The 14,694-nt window shown below is 39.9% G+C and carries 18 protein-coding genes; 3 read left to right on the top strand and 15 right to left on the bottom strand.

Annotated elements, in window-relative coordinates; all coding sequences use genetic code 11:
• Positions 1 to 31 precede the first annotated feature (31 nt).
• The 9 genes from ACKTSC_RS01405 to ACKTSC_RS01365 all read right to left on the bottom strand — a co-directional run bounded on the left by ACKTSC_RS01405 (position 32) and on the right by ACKTSC_RS01365 (position 7,651).
• Positions 32 to 910 carry a polyprenyl synthetase family protein gene (locus ACKTSC_RS01405; RefSeq protein ID WP_407856629.1) on the bottom strand — a complete coding sequence of 293 codons (879 nt, stop codon included), beginning with the start codon at positions 908 to 910 and terminating at the stop codon, positions 32 to 34.
• Complete coding sequence (locus ACKTSC_RS01400; RefSeq protein ID WP_332580593.1) at positions 911 to 1,135, bottom strand: exodeoxyribonuclease VII small subunit; 225 nt, start codon at positions 1,133 to 1,135, stop codon at positions 911 to 913.
• Entirely contained in the window at positions 1,135 to 2,469 is a 1,335-nt protein-coding gene (xseA, locus tag ACKTSC_RS01395) for an exodeoxyribonuclease VII large subunit (protein ID WP_407856628.1), read from the bottom strand. Before xseA ends, ACKTSC_RS01400 begins: the two co-directional genes overlap by 1 nt.
• A gap of 15 nt (positions 2,470 to 2,484) precedes the next feature.
• Positions 2,485 to 3,342, bottom strand: a complete 858-nt coding sequence (locus ACKTSC_RS01390; RefSeq protein WP_407856627.1) for a bifunctional methylenetetrahydrofolate dehydrogenase/methenyltetrahydrofolate cyclohydrolase — start codon at positions 3,340 to 3,342, stop codon at positions 2,485 to 2,487.
• 59 nt (positions 3,343 to 3,401) lie between these two features.
• A complete protein-coding gene (gene nusB / locus ACKTSC_RS01385) occupies positions 3,402 to 3,860 on the bottom strand; it encodes a transcription antitermination factor NusB (protein WP_332580596.1) in 459 nt (152 codons plus the stop codon).
• The gene (locus ACKTSC_RS01380) at positions 3,853 to 4,278 is read right to left on the bottom strand and encodes an Asp23/Gls24 family envelope stress response protein (protein WP_332580597.1); all 426 of its coding nucleotides are present in this window, start codon (positions 4,276 to 4,278) and stop codon (positions 3,853 to 3,855) included. Before ACKTSC_RS01380 ends, nusB begins: the two co-directional genes overlap by 8 nt.
• 591 nt (positions 4,279 to 4,869) lie before the next feature.
• Complete coding sequence (gene efp, locus ACKTSC_RS01375; RefSeq protein WP_332580598.1) at positions 4,870 to 5,427, bottom strand: elongation factor P; 558 nt, start codon at positions 5,425 to 5,427, stop codon at positions 4,870 to 4,872.
• A gap of 169 nt (positions 5,428 to 5,596) precedes the next feature.
• The gene (locus ACKTSC_RS01370) at positions 5,597 to 6,661 is read right to left on the bottom strand and encodes a M24 family metallopeptidase (RefSeq protein WP_332580599.1); all 1,065 of its coding nucleotides are present in this window, start codon (positions 6,659 to 6,661) and stop codon (positions 5,597 to 5,599) included.
• Between the two features lie 288 nt (positions 6,662 to 6,949).
• Positions 6,950 to 7,651 (bottom strand): hypothetical protein, encoded by a 702-nt coding sequence (locus ACKTSC_RS01365; RefSeq protein ID WP_407856626.1) that lies wholly within the window; start codon positions 7,649 to 7,651, stop codon positions 6,950 to 6,952.
• Between the two features lie 180 nt (positions 7,652 to 7,831).
• On the opposite strand from ACKTSC_RS01365, the gene ACKTSC_RS01360 reads away from it, so the two are divergent.
• Together ACKTSC_RS01360 and ACKTSC_RS01355 are read left to right on the top strand one after the other, a co-directional pair.
• Positions 7,832 to 8,359, top strand: coding sequence for a PadR family transcriptional regulator (locus ACKTSC_RS01360; protein WP_407856625.1), 528 nt, complete (start codon positions 7,832 to 7,834; stop codon positions 8,357 to 8,359).
• Between the two features lie 126 nt (positions 8,360 to 8,485).
• Positions 8,486 to 9,703, top strand: coding sequence for an MFS transporter (locus tag ACKTSC_RS01355; RefSeq protein ID WP_332580602.1), 1,218 nt, complete (start codon positions 8,486 to 8,488; stop codon positions 9,701 to 9,703).
• 59 nt (positions 9,704 to 9,762) lie between these two features.
• Here the strand turns inward: ACKTSC_RS01355 and ACKTSC_RS01350 are convergent, their stop codons facing one another.
• From ACKTSC_RS01350 to ACKTSC_RS01330, 5 genes are all read right to left on the bottom strand, one after another.
• Entirely contained in the window at positions 9,763 to 10,137 is a 375-nt protein-coding gene (locus ACKTSC_RS01350) for a DUF2922 family protein (RefSeq protein WP_407856624.1), read from the bottom strand.
• Positions 10,138 to 10,269: 132 nt separating this feature from the next.
• Positions 10,270 to 10,986 (bottom strand): hypothetical protein, encoded by a 717-nt coding sequence (locus ACKTSC_RS01345; RefSeq protein WP_407854788.1) that lies wholly within the window; start codon positions 10,984 to 10,986, stop codon positions 10,270 to 10,272.
• Positions 10,987 to 11,231: 245 nt separating this feature from the next.
• Positions 11,232 to 11,438, bottom strand: a complete 207-nt coding sequence (locus tag ACKTSC_RS01340) for an amidohydrolase family protein (protein ID WP_407856623.1) — start codon at positions 11,436 to 11,438, stop codon at positions 11,232 to 11,234.
• Positions 11,439 to 11,530: 92 nt separating this feature from the next.
• Positions 11,531 to 11,758, bottom strand: a complete 228-nt coding sequence (locus tag ACKTSC_RS01335; protein ID WP_332580606.1) for a hypothetical protein — start codon at positions 11,756 to 11,758, stop codon at positions 11,531 to 11,533.
• A 1-nt stretch (position 11,759) separates the two neighbouring features.
• A complete protein-coding gene (locus ACKTSC_RS01330) occupies positions 11,760 to 11,906 on the bottom strand; it encodes a hypothetical protein (protein ID WP_407856622.1) in 147 nt (48 codons plus the stop codon).
• 298 nt (positions 11,907 to 12,204) lie between these two features.
• Between ACKTSC_RS01330 and ACKTSC_RS01325 the strand changes: the two genes are divergently transcribed.
• On the top strand, positions 12,205 to 13,104 hold the full coding sequence (locus ACKTSC_RS01325) for a DUF2382 domain-containing protein (protein ID WP_407856621.1): 900 nt from the start codon (positions 12,205 to 12,207) through the stop codon (positions 13,102 to 13,104).
• Between the two features lie 63 nt (positions 13,105 to 13,167).
• On the opposite strand, the gene sufB is transcribed toward ACKTSC_RS01325, so the two are convergent.
• Positions 13,168 to 14,562, bottom strand: coding sequence for a Fe-S cluster assembly protein SufB (gene sufB / locus ACKTSC_RS01320; RefSeq protein ID WP_332580787.1), 1,395 nt, complete (start codon positions 14,560 to 14,562; stop codon positions 13,168 to 13,170).
• Positions 14,563 to 14,694: the final 132 nt, after the last annotated feature.

The following is a 14,694-nucleotide window of genomic DNA, read 5'->3' as shown; positions in this document are numbered from 1 at the left end:
CTGACTCTTTTTCTTCCAGCATCATGAATGATCATAACGTAAATAATGCTAATAATTCTTGAAATACTTGCGGTTGGAATTCAGCTGCTTCAGTCAATTGTTCGACCGTTGCTTCGGCTTGCGCCAATTCTTTCTCCAACGCTTCTTTGGCGCCATCCAGGCTCAGTAAAGCTGGATACGTACTTTTTTCTGATTTTTCGTCTTGACCAACTTGTTTGCCTAAGTCTTCAGTCGTTCCGACAACGTCTAATAAATCATCGCGAATTTGAAAAGCCAAGCCAATATGTCCGCCTAACTTTTCCAATAAGTTAAGGACATATTCTGGTTGTTGCGCTAAAATGCCTCCAGCCACAAACGCATAGGTCAATAAAGCCCCTGTCTTGCCTCGGTGGATAGCTTTTAATTCTTCCAACGATACTTGCTGATGTTCAGCAGCCATATCACCGGCTTGTCCTGCGACCATTCCGCCGATCCCAGCTGCTTTAGCCAATAGTTGAATCAATAAAACATTTTCCGTTGGCTCCAAAGTCGTTTCACTGATCAATTGAAAAGCCCCAGTCAACAAGCCATCGCCAGCTAAAATCGCTAACGCTTCGCCAAAAATTTTGTGATTTGTTGGCTTGCCGCGTCGTAGATCGTCATCATCCATCGCCGGCAGATCGTCATGGATCAGTGAATATGTATGGATCATCTCCAAGGCCCCCGCCGTTTGATAAACAGGTGCGTTCAATGCTTTTTGAAAGGCTCTGACTGTCGCTAACACGATCAACGGACGAATCCGCTTGCCGCCAGCTTCGATTGAATACAGCATACTCTTTTGCAAGTCTTCATGTGTAGTATATTGTATGATAAAATCGATCATCTCTTGTTCGACTTTTGGCAATTCTTGAGCTGAAAGCTGCTGCAACATCTAGGCTTCCTCCTCACCAGCGAACGGGACTTCTTCGTCTTCACTCATCATCTTCGTCAAGGTCTTTTCAGCTTTAGTCAACGTATCTTGGCACTGTTTGCTCAAGACCATGCCCTTTTGAAAAGCATCCAAAGCTTCTTCTAACGGGACATCGCCACGTTCTAATTGGGTCACGATCGCTTCTAATTGAGCAATCGATTCTTCAAAAGTCGTCTTATTTTCCATTATTCTTTCACCTCGTCAATTTCTAAAATGGCTGCTTTCACGGTCCCATCCACAAAATGGATCGTTACATCCGCTTCTTTCAAATCCTTGACCGTCCGGATCACTTGATCCTCTTGGGTCGTATAAGTAAAGCCGCGTCCCATCGTTTTCAGTGGACTCAATAGATCCAAAGAAGTGATGGCTTGTTGGACTCTGCGCTGTTGCATCTCTAGATAGGCTTGCATTTGTTGTTGCAAACGTTCTTGCAGATACGTTTGTTGCTGTTGTGCTTGTTTGACCCGGCTGACAGGATTCGCTTGGGCCAATCGGGTATGATACTGCACCAATTCACGCTCCCGTTGATTGACTAAAACAGTCATATTTTGCTGCAAGCGTTGCGTCAAACGATCTAATTGCACACTTTGTGCTTCATACAAGCGATTCGGCTGCCTAAAAATATAGGATTTTTGCAAGCGTTCAAAACGTTCTTTTTTACGTTGCAATTGATGCAAGAAAGCCTGTTCCAATCGTGCTTGTTTTTCTTTGATCCGTAAAATTTCTTCTGATAAGACCGGAACGGCCAATTCAGCCGCCGCCGTTGGTGTAGCTGCTCGCATATCCGCAACTAAGTCGGCGATCGTCGTGTCTGTCTCATGGCCGACAGATGAAATGATCGGAAGCGGTGATGCTGCGATCGCTCGTGCAACCACTTCTTCGTTGAAAGGCCACAGATCCTCGATCGAACCGCCACCTCGGCCAATGATCATCGTGTCAAAGTCCATCGTTTCAGCTTTTTTGATATTTTTAACGATATCAGCGGCTGCTTTATCCCCTTGAACTAAGGTCGGAAACAACACCAATTGTGCAATCGGGTAACGACGTTTGACCGTCGTAATGATATCTCGGATCACGGCACCGCTGGGACTTGTGATCACCGCAATTCGTTTTGGATAGCGAGGCAAAGCTTTTTTCGGTTGCGAGAACAGGCCTTCTTTTTCCAGCTTTTCACGCAACTCAGCTAATGCTTGATACAAAGCGCCGACGCCATCAGGTTCCATGTGATCGATATAGATTTGATACATCCCACTAGCTTCGTATAACGCCACGCGGCCAACGACCAACACTTTCATCCCTTCTTTAGGGGTGAATTTTAATTTTTGAAATGCTCCTTTGAACATGATCGCATTGATTTTAGAACGTTCATCTTTCAAACTAAAATATTGATGATTGTTGGGACGCATCCGAAAGTTGGAGATTTCTCCGGTCAAATAGACCCGCTCCAAATACGGGTCTACATCGAATTTTCGTTTGATATATTTATTCAATGCACTGACTGTTAAGTACTCTTGTGTCATCTGAACACCTCTTTGCTATTCGTGATCCAGTACTTGTCGTTCACAACATTCGACCGTTTGCTGCATCAGCATCGTGATCGTCATTGGACCGACACCGCCAGGAACTGGCGTGATATAACTTGCGAGCGGTTCAACCTCGTCGAATTTCACATCGCCGATCAATTTTCCTTCATCATTGCGATTCATTCCGACATCGATCACGACTGCACCTGATTTGACAAATTCTTTCGTTACAAAATGCCCTCTGCCAATCGCCACGACTAAAATATCCGCTTCCCTTGCCACAGCTGGCAGGTCAACTGTTTTTGAATGGGTCATCGTAACGGTTGCATCTGCCGCTAAAAGCAACATTCCCATTGGTTTGCCAACGATATTGCTTCGACCGATCACTACGGCTTTTTTACCCGCTAGCGGAATATCATAGGCTTCAAACATTTTCATGATGCCATACGGGGTACACGGAATCGTTTGCGGCATACCGGCGAAAAGACGACCGATATTCATTGGATGGAAACCATCGACATCTTTGGCTGGATCGATTGCTAATAAGATATTGTCTTCATTGATATGATCTGGTAATGGTAATTGGACTAAAATACCGTGAAATTCTGTTGATTGATTAAAAAATTCGATTTCTTTGATCAATTCGGCTTCTGTGATCGTTGCTGGATAGCGTTTGACTTCAGAATGGATACCGATTTTTTTAGCCACACGTTCTTTATTGCGAACATAGATTTGGCTGGCGGGGTTCTCACCGACTAATAACACGACTAATCCTGGATGGATGCCTCGTTTTGCTAGTTCTTCAATTCGAGTAGCCGTTTTTTGCTGCAATTTTTCTGCTAATTCTTTACCATTAATAAGTTGTGCCACGTTCAAGCCCCGCTTCTTTTTTATATAGTTGAAAATAAAGCTGGGAAAAATAGCTAAAATTAGCTATTTGCCCCAGCTTCATCGATCTCTTTCATTACATTCGATAAGATCCCATTGACGAACTTTCTTGATTGGTCATCACTAAAAGTTTTCGCTAATTCGATTGCTTCATTCAAAACAACGCGATTGGGTACTTGTTGATTGTATAACATTTCGTAGATACCTAAACGCAATAAGATCAAATCCATTTTTGCGATCCGTTTGATCGACCAGTTCGAACGCAAATGGTTTTGGATGATTTCATCTAATTCCGCTTGATGTTCGACAACGCCGCCGACTAATTCATCTAGATAGACTGGAACAAACGCTTCTTCGTCTTCACTGACAAACTCTTGTTGATCAATGCTCAACGCATGGTTGATCGCATCTTTTTTTGTTAATTCTTGGTTGAAATCTAACGGGAATAAAGCTTGTAATGCTTTTTCGCGGATTTCATGACGTGATAATTCTTTACTCATTATTTTCCTCTTCATCATTAAATAGTTCTTGTAGGGTCGGTTGCTCTAATTTTTCAGCGACTACACCAACAACATGGATATTTACTTCGCTCAATGCGACGTCTGTCATGAATAAAACTTGTTGTTTGACACGTTCTTGCATTGCCATGGCTACTTTCGGCACCGAAATACCATAGTCAAAGTAAGAATAGATATCGACTTTCAAGCCGTCTTCATCATTTTTAAGATATACACCTTTACCGTGAGCAGCTTTTCCTAGCAATTTGCTAACGTTACTTGCTAACGTTCCGCGCATGCCATAAACACCGTCAACTTTTGAAGCTGCGATCCCGATAATAACTTCGATCACTTCTGGTGCAATGATAATCTCGCCAAGTTCAGGAGTTGCACCTAAAACCAAATTATTTTCATCTGCCATCTTATTCTCTCCTTATTCCTTCAAGTGTAATTATTTTTTCTTACTGAAAAAATAAGTCTGATAGTCATGCCGTATATCATCCAACTATACTTCACCAGCTATAACGTACTTGCTTCAATTGATTCTGGTGCTTGCTCATTATACCTTGTAAAAAGTTGGACTGACATCCTTATTCCTTCAAGTGTAATTATTTTTTCTTACTGAAAAAATAAGTCTGATAGTCATGCCGTATATCATCCAACTATACTTCACCAGCTACAACATACTTGCTTCAATTGATTCTGGTGCTTTCTCATTATACCCTGTAAAAAGTTGGACTGACATCCTTATTCCTTCAAGTGTAATTATTTTTTCTTACTGAAAAAATAAGTCTGATAGTCATGCCGTATATCATCCAACTATACTTCACCAGCTATAACGTACTTGCTTCAATTGATTCTGTTCTTTCTCATTATACCCTGTAAAAAGTTGGACTGACATCCTTATTCCTTCAAGTGTAATTATTTTTTCTTACCGAAAAAATAAGTCTGATATCCTTAACGCATTATGTTGGATTGACACAACACATATTGTAACATGAACCGAGGTTCTTTATGCGCGTGAAACGTAACTTCCGTCTTGAGTACTTACGATCAATTTATCGCCTTGGTTAACGAAAAACGGTACGTTGACGGTGATCCCGGTTTCCATCACTGCTGGTTTAGAACCGCCAGAAGAAGTATCACCTTTGATATTCGGATCGGTTTCAGCTACTTCTAAAACCACTGTGTTTGGCAGATCGACGCCTAATACTTCTGAACCATACATGATCACGGTCAATTCTGTATTTTCTAACACATAACGCATCTCATCTGCCACTTGTTCTTTCGGCATTTCGATTTGTTCGTAGCTGTTCATGTCCATATAGACGTAGTTGTCGCCTTCATCATACAGATATTGCATTTTTTTATTGTCGATTTGCGCTTTCGCCACTTTTTCACCAGCGCGGAACGTTTTTTCTTGAACCGCTCCAGTACGCAAATTTTTCAGTTTTGAACGTACGAAGGCTGCACCTTTTCCTGGTTTTACATGTTGGAACTCAACGACACGCCAGATGCCGCCATCAAATTCAATTGTCAAACCAGTTTTAAAATCGTTTACTGAAATCATGATACTTCCTCCTCTATTACTTTAAAAGGATCTATTCAAAATAGATGCTGCCGCCATAATTTTTCCACTTATTCTTCATATAAAACAAGTCAGACTTATGCCAATCTTTACAGATTTGGTTCTAGTTTATCATTTCTTCTTTACTTACGCTACCACTACTCTGCGTGAACTATAAAATGATGAGTTCCTTTGGCGATTGGGTTAAAATTCGATTGCCTTCTGCTAAAATCAGCAGATCATCTTCGATTCGAACACCGCCAAGTCCAGCGATGTAGATTCCGGGTTCATCCGTGATCACATTTCCGATCATCAGCTCATCCTCATTGCTGCGGCTGATATTCGGACCTTCATGGATTTCCATTCCGATACCATGGCCAGTCGAATGACCAAAGGCTTCTCCGTAACCGGCTTGTGTAATAAAATCGCGGGCGATCGCATCAAGTTGAGCGCCCGTCACGCCGGCTTTCGCTGCATCAATCACTTTTTGCTGTGCTCCTAAGACGATTTGATAAATATCCTTCAATTCTTGTCCTGGATCACCAATCGCAAAGGTCCGCGTGATGTCAGAAACATACCCTTGATAAACACAACCAAAGTCTAATGTCACCATATCCCCTTGTTCGATCACTTTTTCGCTAGCCACACCATGCGGCAGCGCTGAACGAGCACCACTAGCAACGATCGTTTCAAACGAAGTCCCTGAAGCACCTAACGAACGCATAAAGAAATCCAATTGGTTCGCTACTTCGATTTCGGTCATCCCAGGTCGAATCATTTTTAATACATGCTGGAACCCTTCGTCTGCGATCGCGCAAGCTTTTTCAATGATGGCGATCTCGGCATCATCCTTTTGTTCCCGTAGTGATTCGATCAATCCGCTGGCAGGTGCCAACTCGGCATCGATCACTTCTTCAAATACAGAATACTCAGCCACGGTTAAAAACGCATCCTCAAAACCAAATACACTGATCTGCTGTGATTCGACTAAGCGAATGATTTCACCAACGATATCTCCCTGATGCTGTAAGATAGTCAGACCTTGTGTTTGGTTATTAGCTTGTTCCATGTAACGGAAATCCGTAATAAAATATGCCTGTTCTTGTGTAATGAACGCTACTCCGGCTGTTCCAGTAAAATTCGTCAAGTAACGTAAATTCGCTGGACTAGTCACCAAGTAGCCGTCGATCATATCTTCTGTCATTAATGCACGTAATTTTTCAATTCGTCTTATCATTCTTATCACCCACTGTTTATTATAGCAAAGACTTGGAAAAAGCAGAACGAACAAGACTAGAAAATTCCTATTCACAGCAAAAAAATAGAAGCCGAATCCTCGACTTCTTAAAAAACAAACTACTTTCAAATGCTACTAACAAATGTCAAGCTAGATAAAACAGTTTCATCAAAAAGTTTCGCAATTGTGAAACGTAGATAAACCTTGATATAACAACGTTTATCTAATTGAAAGCGGGTAAATTATTTTTTAAAACCGTTTTCTTAGGTGTCCCTGTTAATAACTTTCTTACTTTTGTAGATCTGAACGTAATTTTATTTCATTTTTAGACCAGTCAACGCTTACTAAATGATACGGCACACTCTCGCTTACTGTGAACGTCTGATTGGCAGGCACATTGATTTTATTCATTCGTGCATTTCCTTTAGTCAGATAACCAGTCCCCATCTTCAACATATCTTTCAAATTCAAGTTGCTGCCTGCATATTCTTTGACTGTGCCAAAATTATTTGTAATAGAAGATAAGCGCGGTTTGACTGTTTTTCGTTTCATCAAACGGATGATATCTTCTTGCCGCTCAAAGACATCCAGTTGCCCATCTTCATCGATCTGATAGCTGATGTAGGCATCCACCTCAGCTAGCGACAGACGCTGCTCGCCTTTGGTAAAATGCTGCTTATTTTTTTGGGCAACGAAATCTTTATAGATCGTAACAGCAAACATACCATCTGCTTCTAACCCCGCCTCTTTGATTGCCAATAAACTATCGGCTTTTTTCAACACTAGATATTTTTTTACTTCTATAGAAAAAGCAACAGAAAAATAAGCCAAAAATTTTTCGATCGGCACTTGCGTATAAAGTTCTCCTAGCATCACATTTTTGATCTTTATTTCAGGAGAAACCCGCAGTAAAGTATTTACACCACTGGTCAAGTCGTAAACAAAAAAGCTAGAGTTTTTTTGATCATCAAATACGAATAGTACTTTCATCCTCATCTTCTCCTCTCCTTCCTATCATAACGTATCATTAAGACAGAAACATCCGGCAAAAGACTGAGCCGATAAATAGTTCTCCCAAAATAAAAACAGTGATACAATAGGTGGGCAGATATTTAGAAAACATACTTTCTTAGCAAATCTACTTAGTTAAAATCCAGAAAGGATCTTAGAATGAATACGATTAGTTACGTTGTCTTGGCGATGCTGGTCCGTTCGCCGCTGACTGGTTACGAGTTGAAACGCTTTTTGAATCTATTTTGGGAAGCACACCACAGCCAGATCTATCCCACTTTAAAAGAATTACGCAAACAGGAATTGATCGAGATCGTCGATATTCCTGATGGCAAAAGAAAAATCTATGACATCACGCCAGCGGGAAAAAAAATCGTCAAAGAATGGGTCTTCTCTCCTAGCCACACCCCTTCACAAAAAGATGAATTTTTAGCCAAAGTCTTTACGATGTCCGCGCTTGATCGCGATACGGCTAAATTTTTAATCATGGAAAGACAACAATACTTTCATGAACAATTAAATGAATACTCTGGTGTCCTAAAAACACTTGATGCGCTATCGGATATTGAACGACGAAAAAATTTCGGCCGCGAATTGATCTTAGAACGGAAAATTCGCTTATGTAAAGAAGAGCTTGAATGGTGCACTTGGGCTGAAGAAAAAATCGAGCAATATTTTGCCGAATAATTAGTTTGAAGTAAGTCTTTTGAGGCTTGCTTCTTTTTTTCTGAAATTTTTATGTAAAAATTTTTATGTAAATATTGACATAAAATAATTTTATCAGTAGACTATAGAACGGAAAGTGGTGACATAATGGAAAATTTAAATGAAAACTCAGTTACAGAAAAAGAAAATGGCAAGGCCGCTTACGTTGTCGCCTTTGCCTGCATGATCGCCTTTATGGGGATCGGTTTAGTGGATCCAATTTTAAATTCGATCGCTAAATCATTACAAGCAACACCGGCACAAACAACTTTATTATTTACAAGCTATATGATGGTTACTGGTATTGTTATGTTGTTTACTGGTTTTGTGTCAAGTCGTATCGGAACAAAGAAAACGTTGATGTTAGGTCTAGTAATTATTATTTTATTTGCTCTATTTGCTGGTTTATCAAACACGATCGACGCTTTGATTTATTTCCGCGCAGGCTGGGGTCTTGGAAATGCGTTGTTTATCTCAACTGCTCTTTCAGCGATCGTCAGTGTTTTAGTAGGACAAACAGAAAAATCAATCATGCTTTATGAAGCAGCGATGGGTCTTGGGATGTCAATTGGACCACTAGTTGGCGGCTCACTTGGTTCAATCTCTTGGCGCTTACCTTTTGCAGGCGTGTCCGTTTTGATGTTTATTTCATTCTTATCGATCTTTATCATGTTCAAAGAACCAAAAGGCAAAACAGAAAAAGTTGCGTTCTTCGCTGGAGCGAAAGCGTTGAAAAACCACAAATTGCGTTCTGTTGGGTTGATCGCCTTACTTTATAACTTTGGCTTCTTTACATTATTAGCTTACGCACCATTCTTGATGCCGAACTTCTCAGAAATGCAAATCGGTCTGACTTTCTTTGGTTGGGGTATTTTATTAGCGATCTCATCGATTTTCTTAGCAACACGTTTTGAACGTGCGATCGGTACTTTTTATACCTTGATGATCGGCTTTGTCGGTTTTGTGATCTGTCTAGTATTAATGGGGATCAATGCTGATCAACCAACTTTAGTTGCCGCTGCGTTGATCGTTGCTGGTTTCTTCCAAGGGATCATCAATACATTGATGACGACCATCGCAATGGAAATCCCTGGAATCAAACGCAACATCGCATCATCTACTTATAGTTTCGTTCGTTTCTTCGGCGGTTCATTAGCACCGTTTGTAGCCGGTCTGATCGGTGCCAAATTTGGCGGTAATTATACCTTCTACTTTGCGAGTGCGATGGTCTTCATCGGTATCATTTTAGTAATTGTTCACTCACAATACTTTGATACAAAAGAAGAAATAGAAGCTGAAAAAGTTGAAGAAATGGAACAAATTTAATAAATAGCCCAGCTCAAATAAACCGAAAAAGTAGATTCTAGTCTCTAGGATCTGCTTTTTTAGCTTGTGTTCCAATAAATTCCTTGTTTGGCAAACAAATACCTTTTGATCTGCGCGACGATTTCTATTGCTCTTACATGCTTGATTAGCCTTATTTCTTGCACTTGTCTCAGCGCTTGTTCTGGCACCTCACTGATCGACTCTGATTCTTCATCTCTCAGATCAAAAATTGGTGTCTCGATCGTTTGGACCAATGTTGCTGAAAGGACTTTATCGAATAATCGCGCGCCGTTCTTTTCAAATAAGCCTAGCGTCGTCATTTGCTCTAACAATCGTTGGTATTCGTTAGCCGTTTTTGTTGGATCAACGTTTTTGAACTGCCATTTATGAATTTTTCCTGCACTAGTTTGAAACAATACCATTAAACAAAACATCGAACGACCTCCTTTTTTATCCATTGATTGCTTGTCACTTATACTAACGATCAAGCAAAAGAAAATGTTCAATCGACTTGCTAGATGGATACAAAAAAAGGTGCGGTAACTTATGCCTACACCTTTTATCGATTATTCCTGAACGACTTCGCAAGGAATTGATTCAGTTAGATATTCTGGTTCTTGTGAAAATAAACTTGGTATTTTACCTTCGATGATGGCTTGGCGATCTTTTAATTCAGTGATCTTAGCAGTGATCAGCGTGACGACTTGCGTCAATGTCTCGATTGTATCGACTTCACGTTCTATGATCGCGCGACAAAGCAGATTGATTTTATGTGTTTGCTCAAATAATTCTAAATACCGTTCTCTATATTTATCCTCAACTCGCATCGATTGCCAATCCGTTTGATGGTAATGGGAAACAAATAAAGAAAAATCTAGCCGATAGACTGCCAAGATAAATAATTCTCGGACCCGCGGACTTTCCTTTAATAATCTCCCTAATTCTGCCGATCCGCTCGTGATCTCATTTCCTAATTCTGTTAAGATCATGTAATTTTGATCGTATTCATTTTTTAGTTTATCGAATAATAATTGGGTCTGTTTGATTTCTTTACGTCGTTCTTGATAACGTAAAAACTGAAAGACCAATAATGCGGACAAAACCGAAAAGAAACATCCGAAAAAGGCTGTCGATGCATTCACATATGTTTTGATGATATCGATGTGGTCACTAAAAAATTGACGATTGAAATAAATCAAAAAAATACTGACGAACGCAAAAATTTCTCCGATAATAAAAATAGCCACCGCTACGACTGCTAGTTTTTGTTTTTCTGTACTCATACTCACCTATCCATTCGCTTTGAATGCTCTCCTTTGTTTGAATTCATGACAGCTACTTTACACAAATACTTTTTACACTTTAAATTAACATTAAAAATTATTTATAAAACAATTTATGTTCAATAACATTTATTATTGTATCATTTATTCAAGTTTTAATAAAGACTCTCTAAATATTTTGGGTATTATTTGCCTAAAAAAAAATAAAAAACCACGATCAGAACAAACTAATCGTGGTCTATAACTTATTTTAATTTCAATAGTTTTTCGATATTGCCGTGAGCAATTTTTTCTTTATCTTCTTCTGGGATCGGCGTATTCATCAGAAACGTTTTTGCATCCCCTTTAACATAAGGATAGTCTTGCGCCCAGATCACGTGATCGGCGCCCATTTCGGCTAAAACCAATTGCATTTGCGGCCAAGTGTACATTCCACTTGGTGTGATCCACACATTAAATACCTGCGTCAATTTCCTCTGAAATACAAAAAAGCTAAAGATCTAGATTTAGATCCTCAGCTTTTGTTCACTATTCGAGTAATTAGTTACTCGATTACTTCTTTTACTTTAAATTCTTTGGTCCTATCTGACGGTGCTTCTTGATCATTGACCTCAAATAAAATGTGGTCGCCATTTGTTTCATCTTCCACGATGACCAATTTACCTAAAGGACCGCGATTGTCTTTGACGATCTGCGCCTCTTTGATCAATTCTTTCGGGTCACGTTTTGCTGCAATCGCATTTCCTAGATTAAAGAATACTGTTTCTTCCATCCTATTCATCTCCCTTGTCATGCTTGCGTTTGAATAATGGTTCATCCTTACCATTATAATAATCCTTATTGAACTCGTCGTCGATATGCATGCCTAGCGCCGTACCGAACCAAGCACCAAACCCTAAAATCCCCATCACGATAGACATGGTCGTCGCCGCCCAACTCAGATACTTTATGAAGCTACTATTTCCTATTTACTTATTCCTCCTTCATTACATAGGATAAGGAATCAAGCTAAATAATTATTTTATCAAGCCTACCTTCCATGAGATGAAAATGTCCTTCATCAATAAATATGCGATAAAAATTTTTAGTTATAACAAAAGAAGCAACACTTATTTGATTTTCTAATTTTCAACATTCATATTATTTGTTTTACTGTCATTTATTCGTTAAACTAACATTGTAAACGTATTCAAAAATATCTACTAGGAGGCAATTCATATGATGGAAAGAAATCTAACGGTTATTGGTAGTTACAGTACTAGAGAAGAAGCTTTATCCGTTATTGAACAACTTCAAAGAGAAGGCTATAGTCGCGATGACATCATTATCTACACCACGAAAGATGCTGCAAAGAATTTTGGTTTTGCTGGATTGTCAGGAATCGATGTTGAAACAGACGTAAATGACGTAGAAACGACTCACGAAGATCGCTCACTATGGGAAAGAATAAAAGATACGTTTTCTGCTGATACTTATGAATATGATTCAACACTGAATGAAGAAGCCGACTATGCTGGCACAGACCCGCTTTACCAATATAGAGATGATATTTCAGCTGGAAAAATTATTATTACCGTCAATAATTATAAAAACGACACCGCTCAAACAACTGAAAATGTTGCAGGCAGACATGCAGCTGGCGCAACGCGCACAAATGATCTACATGCGTCAGACACTGCACGGGCAACTGATCTAGACACAGACACTGATAGCATCCAGCTTAAAGAAGAAAAATTAGATATTAATACTCACGATGTGACAACTGGTAAAGTTGATATCCATAAAAATGTCGTCAATGAAACAAAAACCGTCGAAGTACCCGTGAAACGAGAAGAAATCGTGATCGAAAGAAAACCGGTAAACGGCGATGTTGCAAATACAGACATCAATGATACTTTAGAAGACGATACGATCACTATCCCGATCAAAGAAGAACAAATCGATGTCAACAAACGTACAGTCGTCCGTGAAGAAGTCGATATTCATAAACAAGAACATGAAGACGTAAAAGAAGTGACTGAAAATGTAAGCCATGAAGAGCTAGATATCGATACTAGCGGCGATGTCCATGTTGAAGACCTTCGTGATAACCCACGGGAAAACCATGATAGACTTTAAAATGTACAGTTGAACAAAATAAAAAAGCTAGAAACACTTTTTCAAGTGCTTCTAGCTTTTTTTCTAGCCTACTGATCCTTCCATTTCGTACTGGATCAAGCGGTTTAATTCGACTGCGTATTCCATTGGTAATTCTTTGGTGAATGGTTCGACGAAGCCCATGACGATCATTTCAGTCGCTTCTTGTTCAGAGATACCGCGACTCATTAGATAGTACAATTGTTCTTCGGAGATTTTTGAGACTTTCGCTTCATGCTCCAGTGAAACATTCCCATTCAAGATTTCATTGTATGGAATCGTATCAGAACTTGATTGATCATCCATGATGATCGTATCGCACTCGATATGGCTGAATGAACCGGCACTATCGCGACCGAAACGAACAGTTCCACGGTAATCCACGGCACCGCCATCTTTGGCGATCGATTTTGAGACGATCGTGCTAGAGGTATTCGGTGCATTATGAATCATCCGGGCGCCATTATCTAAGACGATGTTCTTACCAGCAACGGCAATCGACAACATCGTTCCGCGAGCACCGCGACCTTCCATATAAACACTTGGATATTTCATCGTAACTTTTGATCCTAAGTTGCCGTCGACCCATTCCATCGTTGCGTTTTCTTGGGCTTGTCCCCGTTTTGTTTCCAAACTGTAAACATTGTTCGACCAGTTTTGGATCGTTGTATAACGACAATAGCCATCTTTTTTCACGAAAACTTCTACGACTGCCGCATGCAGACTATCTGAAGAATACGTTGGTGCCGTACACCCTTCAACATAGTTGATGCTGGCGCCTTCGTCCACGATGATCAATGTCCGTTCAAACTGACCGGTATTGGCTGAGTTGATACGGAAGTATGATTGAATCGGAATATCCGTCTTCACACCTTTTGGTACATAGATGAACGTTCCACCTGACCAAGCGGCTGAATTAAGGGCAGCCAATTTATTATCTGACGGCGGTACTAACGTTCCGAAATATTCTTTGAACAATTCTGGGTATTCTTTCAATGCTGAATCAGTATCAGTAAAGACGATTCCTAATTTTTTGAATTCATCTTTCATGTTGTGGTAAACCACTTCTGATTCATATTGAGCTGAAGCACCAGCTAAGTATGCTCGTTCTGCTTCAGGGATTCCCAAACGCTCGAAGGTCGTTTTGATTTCTTCTGGAACATCATCCCAATCACGCGCTGGTTTGTCACTTGATCGAATGAAATAGTTGATTTTATCGTAATCCAAACCAGATAAATCAGGACCATAATCAGGCATCTCTAATTTACGGAATGTTTCTAAGGATTTCAAACGGAAATCCAACATCCATTCTGGTTCTCCTTTTGCGCGGGAGATTTCGCGGATGACTTCTTCCGATAGACCTTCACCAGTCGTAAAGACGGGTTCAACATCATCATGGAAGCCAAATTGATATTCTTCGATTTCTGGTACACTACTCATAGTATCCCGCTCCTTATTCATATTTAAGTATTCATTTTTCTAAAGAACGAAAAATGAGTTTGATTTTCATGCCGTATATCACTCTGCTAAACATCTTTAGTTTCTAGAAAACTGTCAAAAGCAGAGCTGACA

This window comes from Enterococcus hailinensis (assembly GCF_045862035.1).
In the GTDB taxonomy this organism is placed as follows: Bacteria; Bacillota; Bacilli; order Lactobacillales; family Enterococcaceae; genus Enterococcus_A; species Enterococcus_A hailinensis.
This window is presented reverse-complemented; position numbering and strand designations above follow the sequence as displayed.

Coding starts and splice junctions, on each gene's coding strand:
- ACKTSC_RS01405 (WP_407856629.1), bottom strand. CDS start 910: ATGTTGCAGCAGCTTTCAGCTCAAGAATTGCCAAAAGTCGAACAAGAG.
- ACKTSC_RS01400 (WP_332580593.1), bottom strand. CDS start 1,135: ATGGAAAATAAGACGACTTTTGAAGAATCGATTGCTCAATTAGAAGCG.
- xseA (WP_407856628.1), bottom strand. CDS start 2,469: ATGACACAAGAGTACTTAACAGTCAGTGCATTGAATAAATATATCAAA.
- nusB (WP_332580596.1), bottom strand. CDS start 3,860: ATGAGTAAAGAATTATCACGTCATGAAATCCGCGAAAAAGCATTACAA.
- ACKTSC_RS01380 (WP_332580597.1), bottom strand. CDS start 4,278: ATGGCAGATGAAAATAATTTGGTTTTAGGTGCAACTCCTGAACTTGGC.
- efp (WP_332580598.1), bottom strand. CDS start 5,427: ATGATTTCAGTAAACGATTTTAAAACTGGTTTGACAATTGAATTTGAT.
- ACKTSC_RS01370 (WP_332580599.1), bottom strand. CDS start 6,661: ATGATAAGACGAATTGAAAAATTACGTGCATTAATGACAGAAGATATG.
- ACKTSC_RS01365 (WP_407856626.1), bottom strand. CDS start 7,651: ATGAAAGTACTATTCGTATTTGATGATCAAAAAAACTCTAGCTTTTTT.
- ACKTSC_RS01360 (WP_407856625.1), top strand. CDS start 7,832: ATGAATACGATTAGTTACGTTGTCTTGGCGATGCTGGTCCGTTCGCCG.
- ACKTSC_RS01355 (WP_332580602.1), top strand. CDS start 8,486: ATGGAAAATTTAAATGAAAACTCAGTTACAGAAAAAGAAAATGGCAAG.
- ACKTSC_RS01350 (WP_407856624.1), bottom strand. CDS start 10,137: ATGTTTTGTTTAATGGTATTGTTTCAAACTAGTGCAGGAAAAATTCAT.
- ACKTSC_RS01345 (WP_407854788.1), bottom strand. CDS start 10,986: ATGAGTACAGAAAAACAAAAACTAGCAGTCGTAGCGGTGGCTATTTTT.
- ACKTSC_RS01335 (WP_332580606.1), bottom strand. CDS start 11,758: ATGGAAGAAACAGTATTCTTTAATCTAGGAAATGCGATTGCAGCAAAA.
- ACKTSC_RS01330 (WP_407856622.1), bottom strand. CDS start 11,906: ATGTCTATCGTGATGGGGATTTTAGGGTTTGGTGCTTGGTTCGGTACG.
- ACKTSC_RS01325 (WP_407856621.1), top strand. CDS start 12,205: ATGATGGAAAGAAATCTAACGGTTATTGGTAGTTACAGTACTAGAGAA.
- sufB (WP_332580787.1), bottom strand. CDS start 14,562: ATGAGTAGTGTACCAGAAATCGAAGAATATCAATTTGGCTTCCATGAT.